This is a genomic window from Modestobacter sp. VKM Ac-2986, assembly GCF_026967795.1.
In the GTDB taxonomy this organism is placed as follows: Bacteria; Actinomycetota; Actinomycetes; order Mycobacteriales; family Geodermatophilaceae; genus Modestobacter.
The window spans coordinates 469,125-484,927 of the sequence record NZ_JAPVBH010000001.1; the positions used below are offsets into that span (position 1 = coordinate 469,125).

Here is a 15,803-nt window from a genome sequence, read left to right on the forward strand (position 1 = left end):
CGCCATGAGGGCGCTGGACGAGGAGCTGCAGGACGTCGCCGGCCACTACCGCTGGTTCGCCGAGGTCGAGGCCGCCGGCGTCTCCCCGCGGTACGCCGAGCTGGCCGCAGCGGTGGCCGACGACGCCGACGTCCTGGGCTTCCTCGGCACGCTGCCGCAGGCCAAGCGGCAGGCGAACCTGCTGCTCGGGGCGCTGACGTTCCTGCACGACGGCCCACCGGAGGACGGTGCCCAGCTGCACGCGTGGGTGCTGGGCGACGGCGACCGGCTGCGGGCCACGATGCTCGCCCGCGCCACCCAGACCAACGAGGCCGCCCGCTGCGCCGCGCTGCTGCCGGTGCTGTCGACGCTGCCCGGGCCGCTGGCGCTGATCGAGGTGGGCGCCTCCGCCGGGCTGTGCCTGTACCCCGACCGCTACGGCTACCGGTACTCCGGCGTCCAGGTCGGGGACGTCGGGAGCCAGGTGCAGCTGCGGTGCACGGTGACCGGTGACGGACCGGTCCCCACGCGCGTGCCCGAGGTCGTCGCCCGGGCCGGCATCGACCTCAACCCGCTGGACCCGGCCGACCCCGAGGACGTCGCCTGGCTGCAGGCGCTGATCTGGCCCGGCATGGACGAACGCCGCGACCGGCTGGGCGCGGCGGCCGCCATCGCCGCCCGCGAGCCCGCCGAGATCGTGCGCGGCGACCTGGTCGAGGAGCTGCCCGGGCTGGTGGCCCGGATGCCGCGCGAGGCGACCGTGGTCGTCTTCCACACCGCGGTGCTCGCCTACCTGCCCGTCGCGGCGCGCGAGGAGTTCGTGCAGACGGTCAGCGGGCTGCCGGTGCGGTGGGTCTCCCAGGAGGGCGTGCCCGTCCTGCCCGGGGTCCGCGACCGCCTGCCCGAGCCCCCGGCCGTGGAGGAGTCCCGCTTCCTGCTCGCTCTGGACGGCGAGCCGCTGGCCTACACCGCCCCGCACGGCGGCACCCTCGACTGGCTCCCCGCCGCGGCGGCCCTGCGCGGTCGACCAGGGCCGTCCGGCCACCGGCACGCCGCCCCATGACCACCAGCGGTCAGGCGGACCAGGTGGTGTTCGGGGGGCGCTTGTAGTCGATCGTGTGCGGGACGAAGAAGGACAGGTCGTCGGTGATCAGGCCGTCGGACTCGCGGATGCCCAGGCCGGCCGCCTCGCCGTCGACGACCCAGGCGCCGAGCACCGGGTGGTGCGGGCCGTCGGGGCCGGCGAAGTCGGGCAGCGGGCACAGCTGCTGCACGATCCAGCCCTCGGCGCCGTAGCGCCCGCCGAGGGAGGCCAGCGTCTCCCCGCCCGGGGCGATCAGCTCGACGTTGTTGCCCTCGCGGCCCAGCAGCGGCTTGCGGGCGAACCCGGTCGCCTGCAGCTCGGCGGCCCGCGGGTCGTCGCCGAAGTAGGAGGGCAGCAGGTACCGGGAGATCACCGGGTCGTTCTCGTAGCGCTGCCACAGCACCGGCAGCAGGCCCTTGTTCGACCAGAGCATCTTCCAGACCGGCTCGATCCACGTCGTCCCGCCGGGCACGCGGATGTCGGCGACCACCGAGGGGCCGTACTCGTCGGCGAGCAGCCACTCCCAGGGGTAGAGCTTGAAGAGCACGTCGATCCGGTTGCCCAGCGGGTCGTAGAACCGGGCGTCGCCGGTGTCCAGGCCCAGCTCCTCGGTGGTGAGCACGGTCGTCTCGTAGCCCGCGCGCTGCACGCAGTCGGCCATGTAGGCGACGGTCATCCAGTCCTCGCCGCTGGTGTCGCCCGACGTCCAGGCCAGGTGCACCTTCGGACGGCGCCCGTAGTGGGCCTCCCACCGGGACAGGTTGCGCTGCCAGGCCGCCACCAGCCGGTCGTCGAGCTGGTTCCACTGGTCGGTGCCCTGCCCCGTCTCCAGGTGCCAGGCCCACTGCACGACGGCGGCCTCGACCAGCGAGGTCGGGGTGTCGGCGTTGAACTCCAGCAGCCGAGGCGCGGCCTTGCCGTCCCACCACAGGTCGAACCGGCCGTAGATGCTCGGCGGCTCGTACTCCCAGGTGGCCCGGATGACGTCGCGGGCGTCGCGCGGGATGCGCATCCGGTCCAGCAGGCGCTCGTCGGCCAGCGCGACCTCGCCGGCCTCCACGCAGGCGGCGAACAGCTGGTCGGTGACCTCGGCCAGCCGGTCGATCTCGGCGGCGGTGAAGTCGTAGAAGACGTCCTCGCGCCAGTAGGACCGCGTCTCGCCGTCGGGGACGGTGGTCTTGTTGTAGACCAGCCCCTGGCTCTCGATCTCGGCCTCCCAGCCGACCCGGGCCTTGCCGTAGAGCCGCCTCACGAGCCGCTGCTCCCCCCGGCGCCGCCGGAGCCGATGCCACCGGAGATGCGGCTGCCGGAGGTGACCTTGCCGCTGCTGGGCAGCCCGCTGCGGGACCGCGCGGCGGTGTCCGAGGGGTTCACCCGGGTGCCGGCGGTCGTGTACTGCTGCGGGATGCGCTGACCGACGGAGTAGCGGTTGCCGCCGAAGCTGCCGAGCAGGAAGAAGAACGGCAGCCCGCCGACGCCGATGCCGCCGTTGCGCTCGGCCTCCTCGCACTGCTCCTCGTCGACGACGTTGTCCTGCTCGTCGACGCAGTAGACCTCGCGGGCCTCGTTCTCGTCCTCGCCGCCGCCACCCCCGCAGGCGGTCAGGAAGCCCATGGCGGCACCGGTCAGGCTGACGGTGGTGATCGCGGCCTTGGCCCGGTTGCTCCTGGTCGTGCTCACCGTCTGCGCTCCTCACCTGGCGTCGCCCGTGTCCCCGCGGACCCGCGGACCCGCACATGCTCTCGGACCTGCCCGGGAGCCGATCACCCGGCCCCTCGGGCGGGGACCGTCATCCTCACAGTCCCACGCCCTCCATGGCGAGCGCCGCGCACGCCCGGCCTGCCGGACCCCCGGGGACGGACGGCGGGACGACGCGCCGCGGACCGATGAGTTCCCGCCGGCCGGAGGGTCTGGAGACACGTGAGGCCGCACCGGCCCACGTCCCACCGGCCGACCGGCCGGCGTCACCGAGGAGGACCCCGTGCGCACGATCTTCGTGAACCTGCCCGTCACCGACCTGGAGCGGGCGAAGGCGTTCTACGCCGCGCTCGGCTTCGAGAACAACGCGCAGTTCAGCGACGAGACGGCCGCCGCCATGGTGGTCGAGGAGAACGTCTGGGTCATGCTCCTGACCCGGGAGAAGTTCGCCGGGTTCGTGACCGGTCAGGTCGGCGACCCGGCGCAGGCCACCTCGGTGATCAACGCGCTCTCCGCCGACGACCGCGCCGAGGTCGACGACCTGCTGGCCCGGGCGCTGGCCGCGGGCGGCAAGCCGTGGCGGCCGACCGACGACCTCGGCTTCATGTACTCGACCAGCTTCACCGACCCCGACGGCAACGTCTGGGAGACGGTGTGGATGGACCCGGCGGCGACGCAGGGCTGACCGGTGGGGACGCCTGCCGCCGACCGCGGCAGGCGCCCCGCTGGGTCAGCGCAGCGGGATCTCCGGCTCACCCGGCTGCCGGGGCCCGGTGAGCCGGCGCTCGGCGGCGGTGATCGCCACGTCGTTGATGCTCGCCTCGCGGCGGCTCATCAGCCCGTGCGCGTCGAACTCCCAGTTCTCGTTGCCGTAGGAGCGCCACCACTGGCCCTCGGCGTCGTGCCACTCGTACTGGAAGCGGACGGCGATCCGGTCGTCGGTGAACGCCCACAGCGCCTTGCGCAGCACGTAGTCCTGCTCGCGCTCCCACTTGGCGGTCAGGAACTCGACGATCGCGGCGCGACCGGTGAGGAAGGTGTCCCGGTTCCGCCAGGCGGAGTCCTCGGTGTAGGCCAGCGCCACCCGCTGCGGGTCGCGGCTGTTCCAGCCGTCCTCGGCCGCCTGCACCTTCTGCGCGGCGGTCTCGGCGGTGAACGGCGGGACCGGTGGGCGGGTGGGGGAGGACGCAGCGAGGCGGTCGGGGCTGGTCATGCCAGGACTCCTTCGATGGCGGCGCGGAGCTCGGGGGCGTCGGGCGTCGTCCCCGGCCGGAACCGGGCGACTACCTCGCCGTCGGCCGAGAGCAGGAACTTCTCGAAGTTCCACTGCACGTCCCCGGCCTCACCGGTGGCGTCCGGGACGGCGGTGAGCGCGCGGTACAGCGGGTCGGCGCCGGGACCGTTGACCTCGAGCTTGCCGGTCATCGGGAAGGTGACGCCGTAGGTGGCCGAGCAGAACGCGGCGATCTCCTCCGCCGTCCCGGGCTCCTGGCCGGCGAACTGGTTGCACGGGACGCCGAGCAGGGTGAACCCGCGGCCGGCGTGCTCCTGCTGCAGCGCCTCGAGCTGCTCGTACTGCGGGGTCAGGCCGCAGCGGCTGGCGACGTTGACCACCAGCGCGGCCGAGCCCGCGGTGAGCGCACCGAGCGTCGTCGGCTCACCGTCCAGCGTGGTGAGGGGCAGGTCCAGCAGGTCGCTCACGTCAGCTCCGCAGGGTGGGGGGCGGTCGCCGCGGTCAACCCAGGCCCCCGGGGGGCTGTTCCCCGAGGGAGGAGGCGTCGTCGGGGACGTCGACGGCGTGGGCGCGCAGCAGCTCGAACGGCACCACCTCCAACGCCCGCGCGTTGGTCGCCGCCAGCACCACCCCGGCGGGGGCGCCGGCCTCGGCGGCCTGCCGCCAGCGGACGGCGACCACGCACCAGCGGTCGCCCGGTCGCAGCCCGGGGAAGCCGTACTCCGGGCGCGGGGTGCTCAGGTCGTTGCCCAGCCGGCGCTGCAGGGCCAGGAACTCCGCGGAGACGACGACGCACACGGTGTGGCTGCCGACGTCCTCGGGCCCGGTGCGGCAGGAGCCGTCGCGGGTGAAGCCGGTCATCGGGTCGGTGCCGCAGGGCTGCAGGGCACCGCCCAGCACGTTGCGCTCGCTGCCGGGGGCGTCCACCGCCCGATCATGCCCCGGGGCGGCGTCGCGCGCCGATCCGTCGTGCACTCTCGAATCGCGCCCACGGTCCGAGGAGGACAGTCTGGAGGAGTGCGAGTACTGGTGACCGGAGCGTCGGGGTTCGTGGGGGGCAGGCTCGCGCCTGCGCTGGAAGCGGCCGGGCACGAGGTGCGCGCGATGACCCGGCGCCCGGAGAGCTACTCCGGTGCCGGCACGCCGGTCGCCGGGGACGTCGCGGACGAGGCCTCGCTGCGGGCCGCGCTCGAGGGCTGCCAGGTCGCCTACTACCTGGTGCACTCGCTGGACTCGGCCGACTTCCAGGAGCGCGACGCCGAGGCGGCCCGCTCCTTCGGCCGCGCCGCCGCCGACGCCGGGGTGGGCCGGATCGTCTACCTGGGCGGGCTCGGTGACGACGCCGACGACCTGTCCGCACACCTGCGCAGCCGCCGCCAGGTGGAGCGGCTGCTGGCCGAGGGCGGGGTGCCGGTCACGGTCCTGCGGGCCGGGATCATCGTCGGCCACGGCGGCGTGTCCTGGGAGATGACCCGGCAGCTGGTGGCGCACCTGCCGGCGATGGTCACCCCCCGCTGGGTGCACACGCGGACCCAGCCGATCGCGGTCGGCGACGTGGTCCGGTACCTGGTCGGGGTCCTCGACGCCCCCGAGGCCGAGGGCCGGCACTTCGACGTGGGCGGCCCGGAGGTGCTCGAGTACCTGGAGATGCTGACCCGGGTCGCGGAGATCCAGGGGCGTCGGCTGCTGATCGTGCCGGTGCCGCTGCTGACGCCCCAGCTGTCCTCGCGCTGGCTGGCACTGGTCACCGACGTCGACGTGCAGACCGGCCGGTCGCTGATCGACTCGATGAGCAACGAGGTGGTGGTGCGCGACGACTCGATCCGCCGCATCGTGCCCTTCGACCCGATGCCCTACGACGAGGCCGTCCTCACCGCGCTCGGTGAACGCGCACGGGCGCGCCGGGAGGCCCGACAGGGCAAGCCCGCGTCCCGGATCAGGACCGGCCGGTGACCCGCGACCGGCGCCGCATCGGGGAGTCCCTCATCTCCGACGACGGCCTCACCCGGCTGCTCGACCGGCTGCCCCCGTGGCTGATCGACAAGGTCCCGCGCGACCACCACGAGTCCGACGCCGCCTTCCGCCGCCGCCGCCGGGTGACCGGTGTCGTGTCGGTGGCCGGGGCGGGGCTGCTGGGCGTCTCGCTGTCGCGCAAGCCGGACTCGACGTCCTTCTACGCCCTCACCCTCGGGGTGGCCGCCACCTGGGTGGCCGGCGGGATCGCCTCCGGCCCGCTGCACCTGGGCTGGATGCAGACGCCGAAGGCCACGCTGCGCCGGCCGCTGATCACCCCGGTCGCCGGCGGGGTCACCGCGTTCGGGGCCTTCTACGCCGCGGCCCTGGTGGCCAAGCAGGTCCCGCCGCTGGAGGCCGCGATCACCCGCGTGCTCCGCTACGCCCAGCAGGGCAACCCGGCGCTGGTCACCACGACCACCCTGGCCAACGGCGTCGCCGAGGAGGTCTTCTTCCGGGGCGCGCTGTACGCCGCGGTCGGTGTCGACCACCCGGTGCTGAAGTCCTCCGCCGTCTACACGCTGGCCACGGTCGCCACCCGCAACCCGGCCCTGGTGCTCGCCTCGGTGCCGATGGGCCTGCTGTTCGCCTGGCAGCGGCGGATCACCGGGGGCATCCAGGCCCCCGCGCTGACCCACCTCACCTGGTCGGTGCTCATGCTCCGGTACCTGCCGCCGCTGTTCGCCGACAAGCCCTCCATCGACGACACGCGCGCCGCACAGACGCTCTGACCTGGTCGTAGGGGCTCCCGCCTCCCACAGGAGGACGGCGGGTGGCAGGCTCCGCCCGTGACCGCGCAGACCCCCGCTCCGCCCGCCGGCGACCGGGTGCGCCGCACCGCCGAGGTCACGGCGGCCACCAACGCCGTCGTGACGGTCATCGACCCGCCGCTGCCGCACGCCCCCGAGGGTCCGCTGGCCGGCGTCCGGGTGGGCCTGAAGGACAGCATCGACACCGCCGGGGTGCGCACCACCTGCGGCTCGGCGTACTTCGCCGACCGGGTTCCCGACGTCGACGCCGAGGTGGTCTCCCGGCTCACCGCGGCAGGTGCGCAGGTGGTGGCCAAGCTCAACCTCAGCGAGTTCGCCCTCGGCCTGACCGGGACGAACTCCCTCGCCGGGCCCTCGCAGAACCCCTGGGACGGCGACCGCGTGCCCGGCGGCTCCAGCAGCGGGTCCGCCGTCGCCGTGGCGGCCGGGCTGGTCGACCTGGCGCTGGGCACCGACACCGGCGGCTCGGTGCGGGTGCCCGCCGCCGCCTGCGGGGTCACCGGGCTGCGGCCGGGCGTGTCGGTGGTGCCCGACGCCGGCACCTTCCCGGTCTGCGAGCTCGTCGACACCGTGGGCCCGATCGCCCGCGACGTCCCGCTGGTCGCCCGGGCGTTCGCGGTGCTGGCCGGCCGCGCGGTGCGCGAGCTGACGCCTGCGCCGCCGGTGCGGATCGGCGTCCCGGAGTCCTGGACGCACCCGCTGGACCCCGGGGTCGCCGCGGTGGTCGCCGCGGCCGCACAGGTGTTCGCCGCGGGCGGCAGCGAGCTGGTGCCGGTGCGCGTGCCCGGCACCGGGTCGGCGCTGGACGTGCTCTACACGCTGGTCTACGCCGACGTCGCCGACCTGCACGTGGAGCGGCTGGCGCACCCGGAGCTGTTCCAGCCCGAGACGCTGACCCGGGTGCGGGTCGGCGAGGGGCTCAGCGACGGCCACCGGGCCGAGGCGCTGGAGGCCCGCGCGGAGTTCCAGCGCGCCCTGGAGGAGGTCTTCGCCTCCGTCGACGTGCTGCTCAGCCCGACGCTGCCGGTCGACGTCCCGACGGTCGCCACCGACGAGGACGTGCTGGCCCTCACCCGCCGGCTGGCGCTGCTGACCGCGCCCTGGTCGCTGCACGCCGGGCCGACGCTGGCCCTGCCGGTCGGCCGGCACCCGGTCTCCGGCATGCCGGTGGGCGCCCAGCTCACCGCGCCGGTCGGTGGGGAGGACGCGCTGCTGGACGCCGGCGCCTGGTTCCAGCAGCGCACGGACTGGCACACGGCCACCCCGCCCTGCTCGGTGGACTGAGCCTCAGCCGGCCCGCTGGGCCCGGATGGTCACGGTGGTGCCCTCGGGGCTCGGGACGGCGCTGACGTCGGCGAACGCGCTCATCAGGGTCGAGCCGCGGCCGCGGTCCATGCTCGCGCCGCGCTCGCGCCACTGCCCGAAGTCGCGGACGGTGATCACCACGCCGGAGGCCGAGGCCTCGACGGTGACGTCGATGAACGGCTCGATCGGGTCCTGGGCGTGCTCGACGGCGTTGGTCGCGGCCTCGCACGCGGCCAGCAGCAGGTCGTAGGCCTGGTCCTCGTCCACGCCGGCGGACTCCAGCAGCCGGCGCAGCGCCCGCCGCAGCGCGGGGACCGCACGCGGGGAGGCCGGGAAGCGCCAGGCGTCGAAGTGCACCGGGGGAGCCGGGGGTGCGGGCGGCGGCGGGGGCGCGGCCGGCGCCGCGGGCCGGCGGCTCGCGGGCACCAGCGTGCGGACGTCGGCCCGCCCGCCGGGGCCGGCGGGGGACGGCGGCCCGGCAGGGGCGGGCCCGGTGCCGGTCGGCTCGGTGCCGGTCGGCTCGGTGCCGGCCGGGGTGGTGCCGGCCGGCACGGTGCTCATCGGGGCGGTGCTGGTCGGGGCGGCACCGGTCGAGGGGCCACCCGTCGGGGACGTGCCGGTCGGGGTGGTGTCGACGGTCCGGACACCGGCGGCCCGCTCGATCGCCACCCGCAGCCGGGCGATCAGCTCGGCGGCCTGGAAGGGCTTGGCCAGGTAGTCGTCGACGCCGGCGGCGAAGCCCTCGACCGCGGCCTCCTGCCCGGCCCGGGCGGTGAGCATCAGCACCGGGACACCCCGGGTGGCCGGGTCGGCCCGCAACCGCTGCAGCAGCTCGAACCCGTCGACCCGCGGCATCATCACGTCGGTCACCACGACGTCGGGCCGGTGCTCGGTGATGACGGCGAGCGCCTCCTCGCCGTCGGCGCAGGTGCGCACCTGCCAGATCGGGGCGAGCAACCGGGTCAGGTACGTGCGCATGTCGGCGTTGTCGTCGACGACCAGCACGGTCACCGAGGGGTCGACCGGGTCCGCCGGCTGCTCGCGCGGGGCGACGTCGGTCTCCCATGCCTCGGCGGTGCCGCGGGCGGCCTCGGAGGGCCCGGTCGCCCCGGCGTCGCCCTCGGCGTCGGGGGTGCCGTAGGGGACGGTGACGGTGAAGGTGCTGCCCCGGCCGGGCTCGCTGTCGACGTGCACGACGCCGCCGTGCAGGGTCACCAGCTCGCGGACCAGGGCCAGCCCGATGCCGGTGCCCTCGCGGTTGCGGGCCAGCGAGCCAGCCACCCGGTGGAACCGGTCGAACACCAGCGGCAGCTCCTCGGCGGCGATGCCGATGCCCGTGTCGGTGACGGTGAGCTCCACGGCGTCGTCCGTGCCGCGCAGCCGCACCCCGATACCGCCGACGAAGGTGTACTTCACCGCGTTGGACAGCAGGTTCAGCACGACCTTCTCCCACATCCGCGGGTCGACGGCGGCCGGGTGCGGCAGTGGCGGGCAGTCGACGGTCAGGCTCAGCCCGGCCCGCTCGGCCGCGGCGCGCAGCACCCCGGCCAGCTCGGCGGTGAACGCCGGCAGGTCGGTGGCCACCCGGACGGCGGTGGCCCGGCCGGCCTCGATGCTGGCGACGTCCATCAGGTCGTTGACCAGTCGCTGCAGGCGCCGGCCGTTGCGCGCAGCGAGGGTCAGCTGGTCGCGGGCGGCCGCCGGCAGGCCGTCGGCGCCGGCCAGGACGTCGTCGATCGGCCCCAGCAGCAGGGTCAGCGGGGTGCGCAGCTCGTGGCTGACGTCGGAGAAGAACGCGGTCTTGGCCCGGTCGAGCTCGGCGAGGGACTCCGCGCGCCGCCGCTCGGCCTCGAAGGCCCGGGCGTTGCCCAGCGCGCCGACGAACTGGCCGGCGACCAGCTGGAGGAAGGTGCGGTACTCGTCGTCGAGCTCCAGGTTCGGGCTCACGCCCAGCACCAGGACGCCGACCCGCTCACCGGAGGAGCCGGTCAGCGGCAGTGCGACGGCGTCCCGGACGCGGTCCTCCCACAGCCCGCCGACGATGCGCAGCTCCGCGACCCCGCCGGGCAGCTCGACGGCGTCGGCCACGCTCGCCGGGAGCCGCTCGGGCGCGCAGCCGATCGTGGCCGCGCGGCGGAGCCGGGAGCCGCCGTCCTCGTCGAGGTAGACGGCGGCGAAGGGCACGTCCAGCGGGTCCCCGGCCAGCGCCGCGCAGAGCCCGTCGAGGACGGCGGCCTCGTCGCCCAGGGCGCCGTCGGCGGTGGACAGCGCGTGCAACAGCTCCTGGCGGCGCTCGCCGAGCACCTCGCCGGTGACCTCGGTGCAGACGGCGTGCATGCCGGCGACCGTGCCGTCGTCGCCGAAGGCCGGGGCGTGGGAGACGGTGAAGTAGGTCTCCTCGCGGTAGCCGGCGCGCTCGAGCAGCAGCGGCAGCCGGGGCAGCCAGGAGGCCTCGCGGGTGGACATGGCGTGCTCGACCGGGCCGGCGAGGGCGTCCCAGCCCTCGGCCAGGGTGACCCGGATGTCCTCCCCGATCGCCGGGTGCTTGGCGCCGATGAACGGGGCGTAGGCGTCGTTGTAGAACTGCAGGAAGTCCGGGCCCCAGGTCAGCACCATGGGGAACCGGGAGGCCAGCACGGTGCGGACGGCGAAGCGCAGGCCCTGCGGCCAGCCCTCGACCGGGCCGACGGCGGTGTGCGCCCAGTCGTGGGCGGCCATCAGCCGGCCTGCTTCTCCGCCGGAGGCGAACAGGTCGTCGCCGCGGGAGGCGGACAGGTCGTCGCCGCCACCGGCGACGAGGTCGGCGGCGTCCGGACCCGAGGGCAGCTCGGGGGCCACGTCCACCTCCAGTCGACACCGGCACGGGCTGCCCGGGGCAGCGCACGTCCGGGACCGGTCACCCGACCCGTCCCGGACACGGAACCTACCGGTCGCGGTGTCGGGAGGGCAGGAGGAGGCCCGGTCGCCGTGCCGGGCACCGGGCGGGTTGGATGGGGCGCAGTCCGCCGGGACCACCCCGGCGCCCGATCCCACCAGGAGAACACCGTGGCAGAGCTGACCCGCCCCGACGTCGAGCCGCCCTCCGGCCCGGCCCCCAGCGAGCTGGTGATCGAGGACCTGGTCGTGGGTGACGGCCCCGAGGCCACCTCCGGCAGCCTGGTGAGCGCCCACTACGTCGGCGTGACCCACGACGGCGGCGAGCAGTTCGACGCCTCCTGGGACCGCGGCGACCCGCTGGAGTTCCGCCTCGGCGTCGGCATGGTCATCCAGGGTTGGGACGAGGGCATCGCCGGCATGAAGGTCGGCGGCCGCCGCCGGCTCACCATCCCCGCGCACAAGGCCTACGGCGACCGCGGTGCCGGCGGCGTCATCAAGCCCGGCGCCACCCTGGTCTTCGTCGTCGACCTCGTCGGCGTCCGCTGACGAAGGACCCCGTTGCCCTCCACCGCTCGCAAGCTCGCGTCGGGCCCCTGCAACGGGGCCTGATGGTGGGGGGCAGTGGGGTCCTCCCTCAGACGGAGACGCCCATCTGGCGGTAGAAGTCGCGCGGGTCGCCGGCCAGCGAGGCCTTGACGCCCCGGCTCCAGTCGTCGACCAGGACCTCCCAGTCGCCGGCCTGGACGCCGTCCAGCGCCGTCCGGACGACGTCGGCGGCGTCGGTCTTGAACCCGTCGTAGCCGGCCATCATGTCGGTGTCGGCGGCACCCAGCACCACGCCGGTGACCTGCGTGCCCTGTCCGATGAGCTCCAGCCGGACGCCGTTGGTGAGGTTCCACGCCGCCGCCTTGCCCGCGGCGTAGGCACCCGCGCCGTTGGTGGAGAACCAGGACAGCGCCGAGAGCACGTTGACGATCCCGCCGCCGCCGTTGCGGGCGAGCACGGGCGCGAAGGCGCGGACGACGCCGAGCGTGCCGTAGAAGTGCGTGTCCATCTCCCGCCGGATGTCGGCCAGGTCGCCGGTGACCAGGTTCGCGCCGGTGGTGATGCCGGCGTTGTTGACCACCAGGGTCACGTCGCCGGCGGCCGCGGCGGCCGCGGCGATCGACTCCGCGTCGGTGACGTCGAGCTGGAGCACCTCGACGCCGGGGAGGTCGACGGCCTCGGGGCGGCGGGAGGTCGCGTAGACCTTCGAGGCGCCGCGCTCGAGCAGCTGCTGGGCGAACTGGCGGCCGAGGCCGCGGTTGGCGCCGGTGACGAGGGCGACGGATCCGGTGATGTCCATGGTGGTGCTGCTCCTTGCGTTCGGGGGTTGCTGTCGGGGACGCTAGGACCTGACGTTGACGTCAGGGTCAAGTGTGAGCCCGAACACTGGAGGAGGACTGAGTGCTGCGCATCGGTGAGGTCGCCGCCCGTGCCGGCGTGAGCGTGCGCGCGCTCCGGTACTACGAGGAGCAGGGCCTGCTGGAGGCCGAGCGCACCCCGAGCGGGCAGCGCCGGTACCCGGAGAGCGCGGTGGGCCGGGTCCGGTTCGTGCAGCAGCTCTACGCCGCCGGGCTCACCAGCAGGGACGTCCTGGAGGTGCTGCCGTGCGTGCACACCGGCGTGGCCACCCCGGCGATGCTGGCCCGGCTGGCCGAGCAGCGCGACGGCATCGACCGGCAGATCGCCGAGCTGACCGCGGCCCGCGAGCGGCTGGCCGAGATCATCCGGATCGGCGAGCAGTACGTGCCCGGCGGCCACGGCCCGTCGGAGGAGGCGGTGGACGCGTGCCGTCCGGCCGCCTCCCGGCCCGCGGCGGAGGCCCTGCGGCCCGTCGGCTGACCTGCCCGCGATTGTCGATCACCGGACCGGGGCAACGGCCGGTGCATGACGCAACCGGCGCCGGCGAGCGAGCACGCCGTCCTGAAGGAGGCCACCCGGGAGGGAGGCGGCGAGAAGGGCGGCGGTGAGTCCACCGGCACGGTGATCGTCGCCGGGGCGGCCAACCTGGCCATCGCGGTCGCCAAGCTGGTGGGCGGCCTGATCAGCCACTCCTCGGCGATGATGAGCGAGGCGGCGCACTCCTTCGCCGACACCATCACCGAGGTGCTGCTGTTCATCGCGCTCAAGCGCGGCAACCGGGCGCCGGACGCCCAGCACCCGTTCGGCTACGGCCGGGCCACCTACTTCTGGGCCTTCCTCGCCGCGCTGTGCACCTTCGGCGTGGGTGCGGGGTTCTCGATCTGGCAGGGCGTCGAGACCATCCGGAAGGGCGAGGAGGCCGGGTCGCCGACCGTCTCCTACGTCATCCTGGCCATCTCCTTCGTCCTGGAGGGCAGCTCGCTGCTCAAGGCGGTCCGCCAGGTGCGGGGCGCGGCGAGGGAGCGCGGGATCAGCCCGCGCCAGTACCTCGCCACCACGACCGACACCACGGTCAAGGCGGTCACCTTCGAGGACAGCGCCGCGCTGGTCGGCCTGGTGCTGGCCGCGCTCGGCCTGTTCCTGGAGCAGGTGACCGGCGACCCGCTGTGGGACGGCATCTGCGCGATCCTCATCGGCGTCCTGCTGGTGCTGGTCGCCGGTTCGCTGGCCCGGGCCAACGTGTCGCTGCTGATCGGGCAGTCCGTGCCGGGGACGACGCAGCAGGAGCTCAAGGCCGAGCTCGCCGGCATGGAGCTGGTCGAGGACGTGCCGTTCCTGCTCACCACGGTCATCGGCCCCGGCCAGCTGCTGGTCGCCGCCAAGGTCGACTTCGTCGACACCGCCACCGTCGCCGACATCGAGCGGGCCTCCGACGAGGCCGAGCGCCGGCTGGTCGCGAAGCACTCCGGCGTGAAGTACGTGTTCCTGGACCCGACGCCCGGTGACGGCCGGGCGCAGGTGCGTGCCCCGGAGGCCGGGGAATGAGCTGACCGCGCCCGCGGTTCGGTCGGTTCATGCAGGTCGAGGTGTGGTCCGACGTCGTGTGCCCGTGGTGCTACATCGGCAAGCGCAAGCTGGAGACGGCGCTCTCCCGCTTCCCGCACGCCGACCAGGTCGAGGTGGTGTGGCGGTCCTTCCAGCTCGACCCGACCATCCCCGAGGGGCACACCGAGCCGACCCTCCCGGCGCTGGCCGCCAAGTACGGCAGCACCGTGGAGCAGATGGCCGGGCAGATGAAGCGGGTCGAGGACATCGCCGCGGGTGAGGGCCTGGACTACCACCTGGCCGACGGCGTCAGCGGCAACACCCTGCGCGCTCACGAGCTGATCCACCTCGCCGCCGAGCGCGGGCTGGGCGGGGCGATGAAGGAGCGGCTGCTGCACGCCCACTTCGAGGAGCAGCGCTCGGTCTTCGACGTCGACTCCCTGGTGGCGCTCGCCGTCGAGGTCGGCGTGGACGAGGCCGAGGCGCGCGCCGCCCTGGCCGACCGCCGGTTCCTGCCCGCCGTGCGCGAGGACATCGACACCGCCCGGGCCCTCGGCGCGACCGGCGTCCCGTTCTTCGTCGTCGACCGTACCTACGGCGCCGCCGGCGCCCAGCCGGCCGAGACGCTGCTGCAGCTGCTCGAGCGCGCCTGGTCCGACAGCCACCCGCTGGTCACCGTCCCCGCCGCCGAGGGCTGCGACGACGGCTCCTGCGCCGTCTGAAGAAGGACCCCAGTCCCCCTCACGCCTCGCACGCTCGGCGCGAGCCTCTGGACGGGGGCCTGATCAGCGCACGAGGCGGGCGGCGCGAGCCAGGGCCTTCTCCGCGTCGGCCACCAGCGTGCGGACGACGTCGGTCGCCGACCGCTCCGTGGAGAGCAGGCCCACGGACTCCCCGGCGTAGACCGGTGAGTGCGCGAGGTCGCCCTCGGCGCGGGCCCGGCGCACCTGCGCGGTGGCCGCGGTGTCACCGCGCAGCTCGTCCTCGCGGCCGTGCCAGGTCTCGGTGAACTCGTTGACCAGGGCCCGGCCGGGCCAGCGGGCCGGCCAGCCCAGCTCCTGGGCGATGTCGAACGCGCTGGTCAGCACGGTCCCGTCACCGCTCGCGGCACGTACCCGGGCCCGCGCCGCCGGGGTGTTCGCCGCCTCCGGGCTGGCCAGGAACGGGGTGCCGACCCAGCCGCCCGCGGCACCGGCGACGAGGACGGCGGCCAGCCCGGCGCCCGTGGCGATCCCGCCGGCGGCGAGCACCGGCCGGTCGGTCGCGGCCAGCACCTCCTGCAGCAGCGGCAGGGTCGCCCGCTGCCCGGTGTGCCCGCCGGCCTCGGTGCCCTGCGCGACGATCACGTCGGCGCCGGCCTCGAGTGCCCGGTCTAGGTCCGCGCGGGAGTTGACCGCCGTGGCCACGGCGATCCCGGCGTCGTGCAGCGGGCCCACGTAGGGGCCGGGGTCGCCGAAGGACACCGAGACCAGCACCGGCTCGGTGGCGATCGCGGCGGCCAGCAGCTCGGGGCGGTCCGCCAGCACCCAGGCCATCAGCCCGACGCCGTGCGAGACGTCGGCCTCGGCGGGCAGCCGGCCCTGCTCGACGACCCAGCCCGGGTCGGTGTCCGCGCCGACGCCGATCATCCCCAGGCCGCCGCCCAGGGACACCGCGCGGGCGAGCTCGCCGCCGGCCACCCCGGCCATCGGTGCCCCGAACACGGGTGCGTCCAGGTCGAACCAGCGGGTCAGCGCGGTCGTGATCACCGGGCCATCGTGCCCCGCCCCCAGCCGGACGGCCATGAGGTGCGCCCGTCCGCCGACCTGGGGGCGGTGGACCTGGGGGCGGTGGACCTGGGGGCGGTGGACCTGGGGGCGGTGGACCTGGGGGCGGTGGACCTGGGGGCGGTGGA

Annotated in this window: 17 protein-coding genes; 9 read left to right on the forward strand and 8 right to left on the reverse strand. The window is 75.0% G+C overall.

The genetic code is table 11. The features are described 5' to 3' along the window. Window positions 1–4: 4 nt before the first annotated feature. A complete protein-coding gene (locus O2W14_RS02210; RefSeq protein ID WP_269174456.1) occupies window positions 5–1,042 on the forward strand; it encodes a DUF2332 domain-containing protein in 1,038 nt (345 codons plus the stop codon). 10 nt (window positions 1,043–1,052) lie between these two features. Here the strand turns inward: O2W14_RS02210 and O2W14_RS02215 are convergent, their stop codons facing one another. Together O2W14_RS02215 and O2W14_RS02220 are read right to left on the reverse strand one after the other, a co-directional pair. Continuing rightward, window positions 1,053–2,315: a glutathionylspermidine synthase family protein gene (locus O2W14_RS02215; protein ID WP_269174457.1), complete on the reverse strand. Its 1,263-nt coding sequence runs from the start codon at window positions 2,313–2,315 to the stop codon at window positions 1,053–1,055. Then, window positions 2,312–2,743 (reverse strand): hypothetical protein, encoded by a 432-nt coding sequence (locus O2W14_RS02220; RefSeq protein WP_269174458.1) that lies wholly within the window; start codon window positions 2,741–2,743, stop codon window positions 2,312–2,314. Before O2W14_RS02220 ends, O2W14_RS02215 begins: the two co-directional genes overlap by 4 nt. Window positions 2,744–3,044: 301 nt before the next feature. Here O2W14_RS02220 and O2W14_RS02225 point away from each other — a divergent pair, with 301 nt between their 5' ends. After that, the gene (locus O2W14_RS02225) at window positions 3,045–3,446 is read left to right on the forward strand and encodes a VOC family protein (RefSeq protein ID WP_269174459.1); all 402 of its coding nucleotides are present in this window, start codon (window positions 3,045–3,047) and stop codon (window positions 3,444–3,446) included. Window positions 3,447–3,491: 45 nt separating this feature from the next. On the opposite strand, the gene O2W14_RS02230 is transcribed toward O2W14_RS02225, so the two are convergent. Genes O2W14_RS02230 through O2W14_RS02240 form a run of 3 tightly spaced genes read right to left on the reverse strand, consistent with a single transcriptional unit; the run spans window position 3,492 to window position 4,922 of the window. After that, complete coding sequence (locus O2W14_RS02230; RefSeq protein WP_269174460.1) at window positions 3,492–3,974, reverse strand: nuclear transport factor 2 family protein; 483 nt, start codon at window positions 3,972–3,974, stop codon at window positions 3,492–3,494. Beyond that, window positions 3,971–4,462, reverse strand: coding sequence for a glutathione peroxidase (locus tag O2W14_RS02235; RefSeq protein ID WP_269174461.1), 492 nt, complete (start codon window positions 4,460–4,462; stop codon window positions 3,971–3,973). The genes O2W14_RS02230 and O2W14_RS02235 overlap by 4 nt, the downstream gene beginning before the upstream one ends. A gap of 34 nt (window positions 4,463–4,496) precedes the next feature. Next, window positions 4,497–4,922 carry a DUF2237 family protein gene (locus O2W14_RS02240; RefSeq protein WP_269174462.1) on the reverse strand — a complete coding sequence of 142 codons (426 nt, stop codon included), beginning with the start codon at window positions 4,920–4,922 and terminating at the stop codon, window positions 4,497–4,499. A gap of 102 nt (window positions 4,923–5,024) precedes the next feature. Here O2W14_RS02240 and O2W14_RS02245 point away from each other — a divergent pair, with 102 nt between their 5' ends. Genes O2W14_RS02245 through O2W14_RS02255 form a run of 3 tightly spaced genes read left to right on the forward strand, consistent with a single transcriptional unit; the run spans window position 5,025 to window position 8,062 of the window. Next, window positions 5,025–5,948, forward strand: coding sequence for an NAD(P)H-binding protein (locus O2W14_RS02245; protein WP_269174463.1), 924 nt, complete (start codon window positions 5,025–5,027; stop codon window positions 5,946–5,948). Next, a complete protein-coding gene (locus O2W14_RS02250) occupies window positions 5,945–6,739 on the forward strand; it encodes a CPBP family intramembrane glutamic endopeptidase (RefSeq protein ID WP_269174464.1) in 795 nt (264 codons plus the stop codon). The genes O2W14_RS02245 and O2W14_RS02250 overlap by 4 nt, the downstream gene beginning before the upstream one ends. 57 nt (window positions 6,740–6,796) lie before the next feature. Continuing rightward, window positions 6,797–8,062 (forward strand): amidase, encoded by a 1,266-nt coding sequence (locus tag O2W14_RS02255; protein WP_269174465.1) that lies wholly within the window; start codon window positions 6,797–6,799, stop codon window positions 8,060–8,062. 3 nt (window positions 8,063–8,065) lie between these two features. Here the strand turns inward: O2W14_RS02255 and O2W14_RS02260 are convergent, their stop codons facing one another. Beyond that, window positions 8,066–10,921: an ATP-binding protein gene (locus tag O2W14_RS02260; protein WP_269174466.1), complete on the reverse strand. Its 2,856-nt coding sequence runs from the start codon at window positions 10,919–10,921 to the stop codon at window positions 8,066–8,068. A gap of 207 nt (window positions 10,922–11,128) precedes the next feature. Between O2W14_RS02260 and O2W14_RS02265 the strand changes: the two genes are divergently transcribed. Next, window positions 11,129–11,506: an FKBP-type peptidyl-prolyl cis-trans isomerase gene (locus O2W14_RS02265; protein WP_269174467.1), complete on the forward strand. Its 378-nt coding sequence runs from the start codon at window positions 11,129–11,131 to the stop codon at window positions 11,504–11,506. Between the two features lie 88 nt (window positions 11,507–11,594). Here the strand turns inward: O2W14_RS02265 and O2W14_RS02270 are convergent, their stop codons facing one another. Then, window positions 11,595–12,305 (reverse strand): SDR family oxidoreductase, encoded by a 711-nt coding sequence (locus O2W14_RS02270; RefSeq protein ID WP_269174468.1) that lies wholly within the window; start codon window positions 12,303–12,305, stop codon window positions 11,595–11,597. A 101-nt stretch (window positions 12,306–12,406) separates the two neighbouring features. On the opposite strand from O2W14_RS02270, the gene O2W14_RS02275 reads away from it, so the two are divergent. From O2W14_RS02275 to O2W14_RS02285, 3 genes are read left to right on the forward strand one after another with little or no spacing between them, the layout of a single operon-like run. Then, complete coding sequence (locus tag O2W14_RS02275; protein WP_269174469.1) at window positions 12,407–12,844, forward strand: MerR family transcriptional regulator; 438 nt, start codon at window positions 12,407–12,409, stop codon at window positions 12,842–12,844. Window positions 12,845–12,889: 45 nt separating this feature from the next. After that, on the forward strand, window positions 12,890–13,909 hold the full coding sequence (locus O2W14_RS02280) for a cation diffusion facilitator family transporter (protein ID WP_269174470.1): 1,020 nt from the start codon (window positions 12,890–12,892) through the stop codon (window positions 13,907–13,909). 29 nt (window positions 13,910–13,938) lie between these two features. Continuing rightward, on the forward strand, window positions 13,939–14,631 hold the full coding sequence (locus O2W14_RS02285) for a DsbA family oxidoreductase (protein ID WP_269174471.1): 693 nt from the start codon (window positions 13,939–13,941) through the stop codon (window positions 14,629–14,631). 63 nt (window positions 14,632–14,694) lie between these two features. On the opposite strand, the gene O2W14_RS02290 is transcribed toward O2W14_RS02285, so the two are convergent. Further along, window positions 14,695–15,657 (reverse strand): NAD(P)H-dependent flavin oxidoreductase, encoded by a 963-nt coding sequence (locus tag O2W14_RS02290; RefSeq protein ID WP_269174472.1) that lies wholly within the window; start codon window positions 15,655–15,657, stop codon window positions 14,695–14,697. Window positions 15,658–15,803: the final 146 nt, after the last annotated feature.

Excerpts from the sequence above, each read along its gene's own strand:
- O2W14_RS02230 (WP_269174460.1), bottom strand. The coding sequence starts at position 3,974 with ATGACCAGCCCCGACCGCCTCGCTGCGTCCTCCCCCACCCGCCCACCG.
- O2W14_RS02285 (WP_269174471.1), top strand. The coding sequence starts at position 13,939 with ATGCAGGTCGAGGTGTGGTCCGACGTCGTGTGCCCGTGGTGCTACATC.
- O2W14_RS02280 (WP_269174470.1), top strand. The coding sequence starts at position 12,890 with ATGACGCAACCGGCGCCGGCGAGCGAGCACGCCGTCCTGAAGGAGGCC.
- O2W14_RS02270 (WP_269174468.1), bottom strand. The coding sequence starts at position 12,305 with ATGGACATCACCGGATCCGTCGCCCTCGTCACCGGCGCCAACCGCGGC.
- O2W14_RS02210 (WP_269174456.1), top strand. The coding sequence starts at position 5 with ATGAGGGCGCTGGACGAGGAGCTGCAGGACGTCGCCGGCCACTACCGC.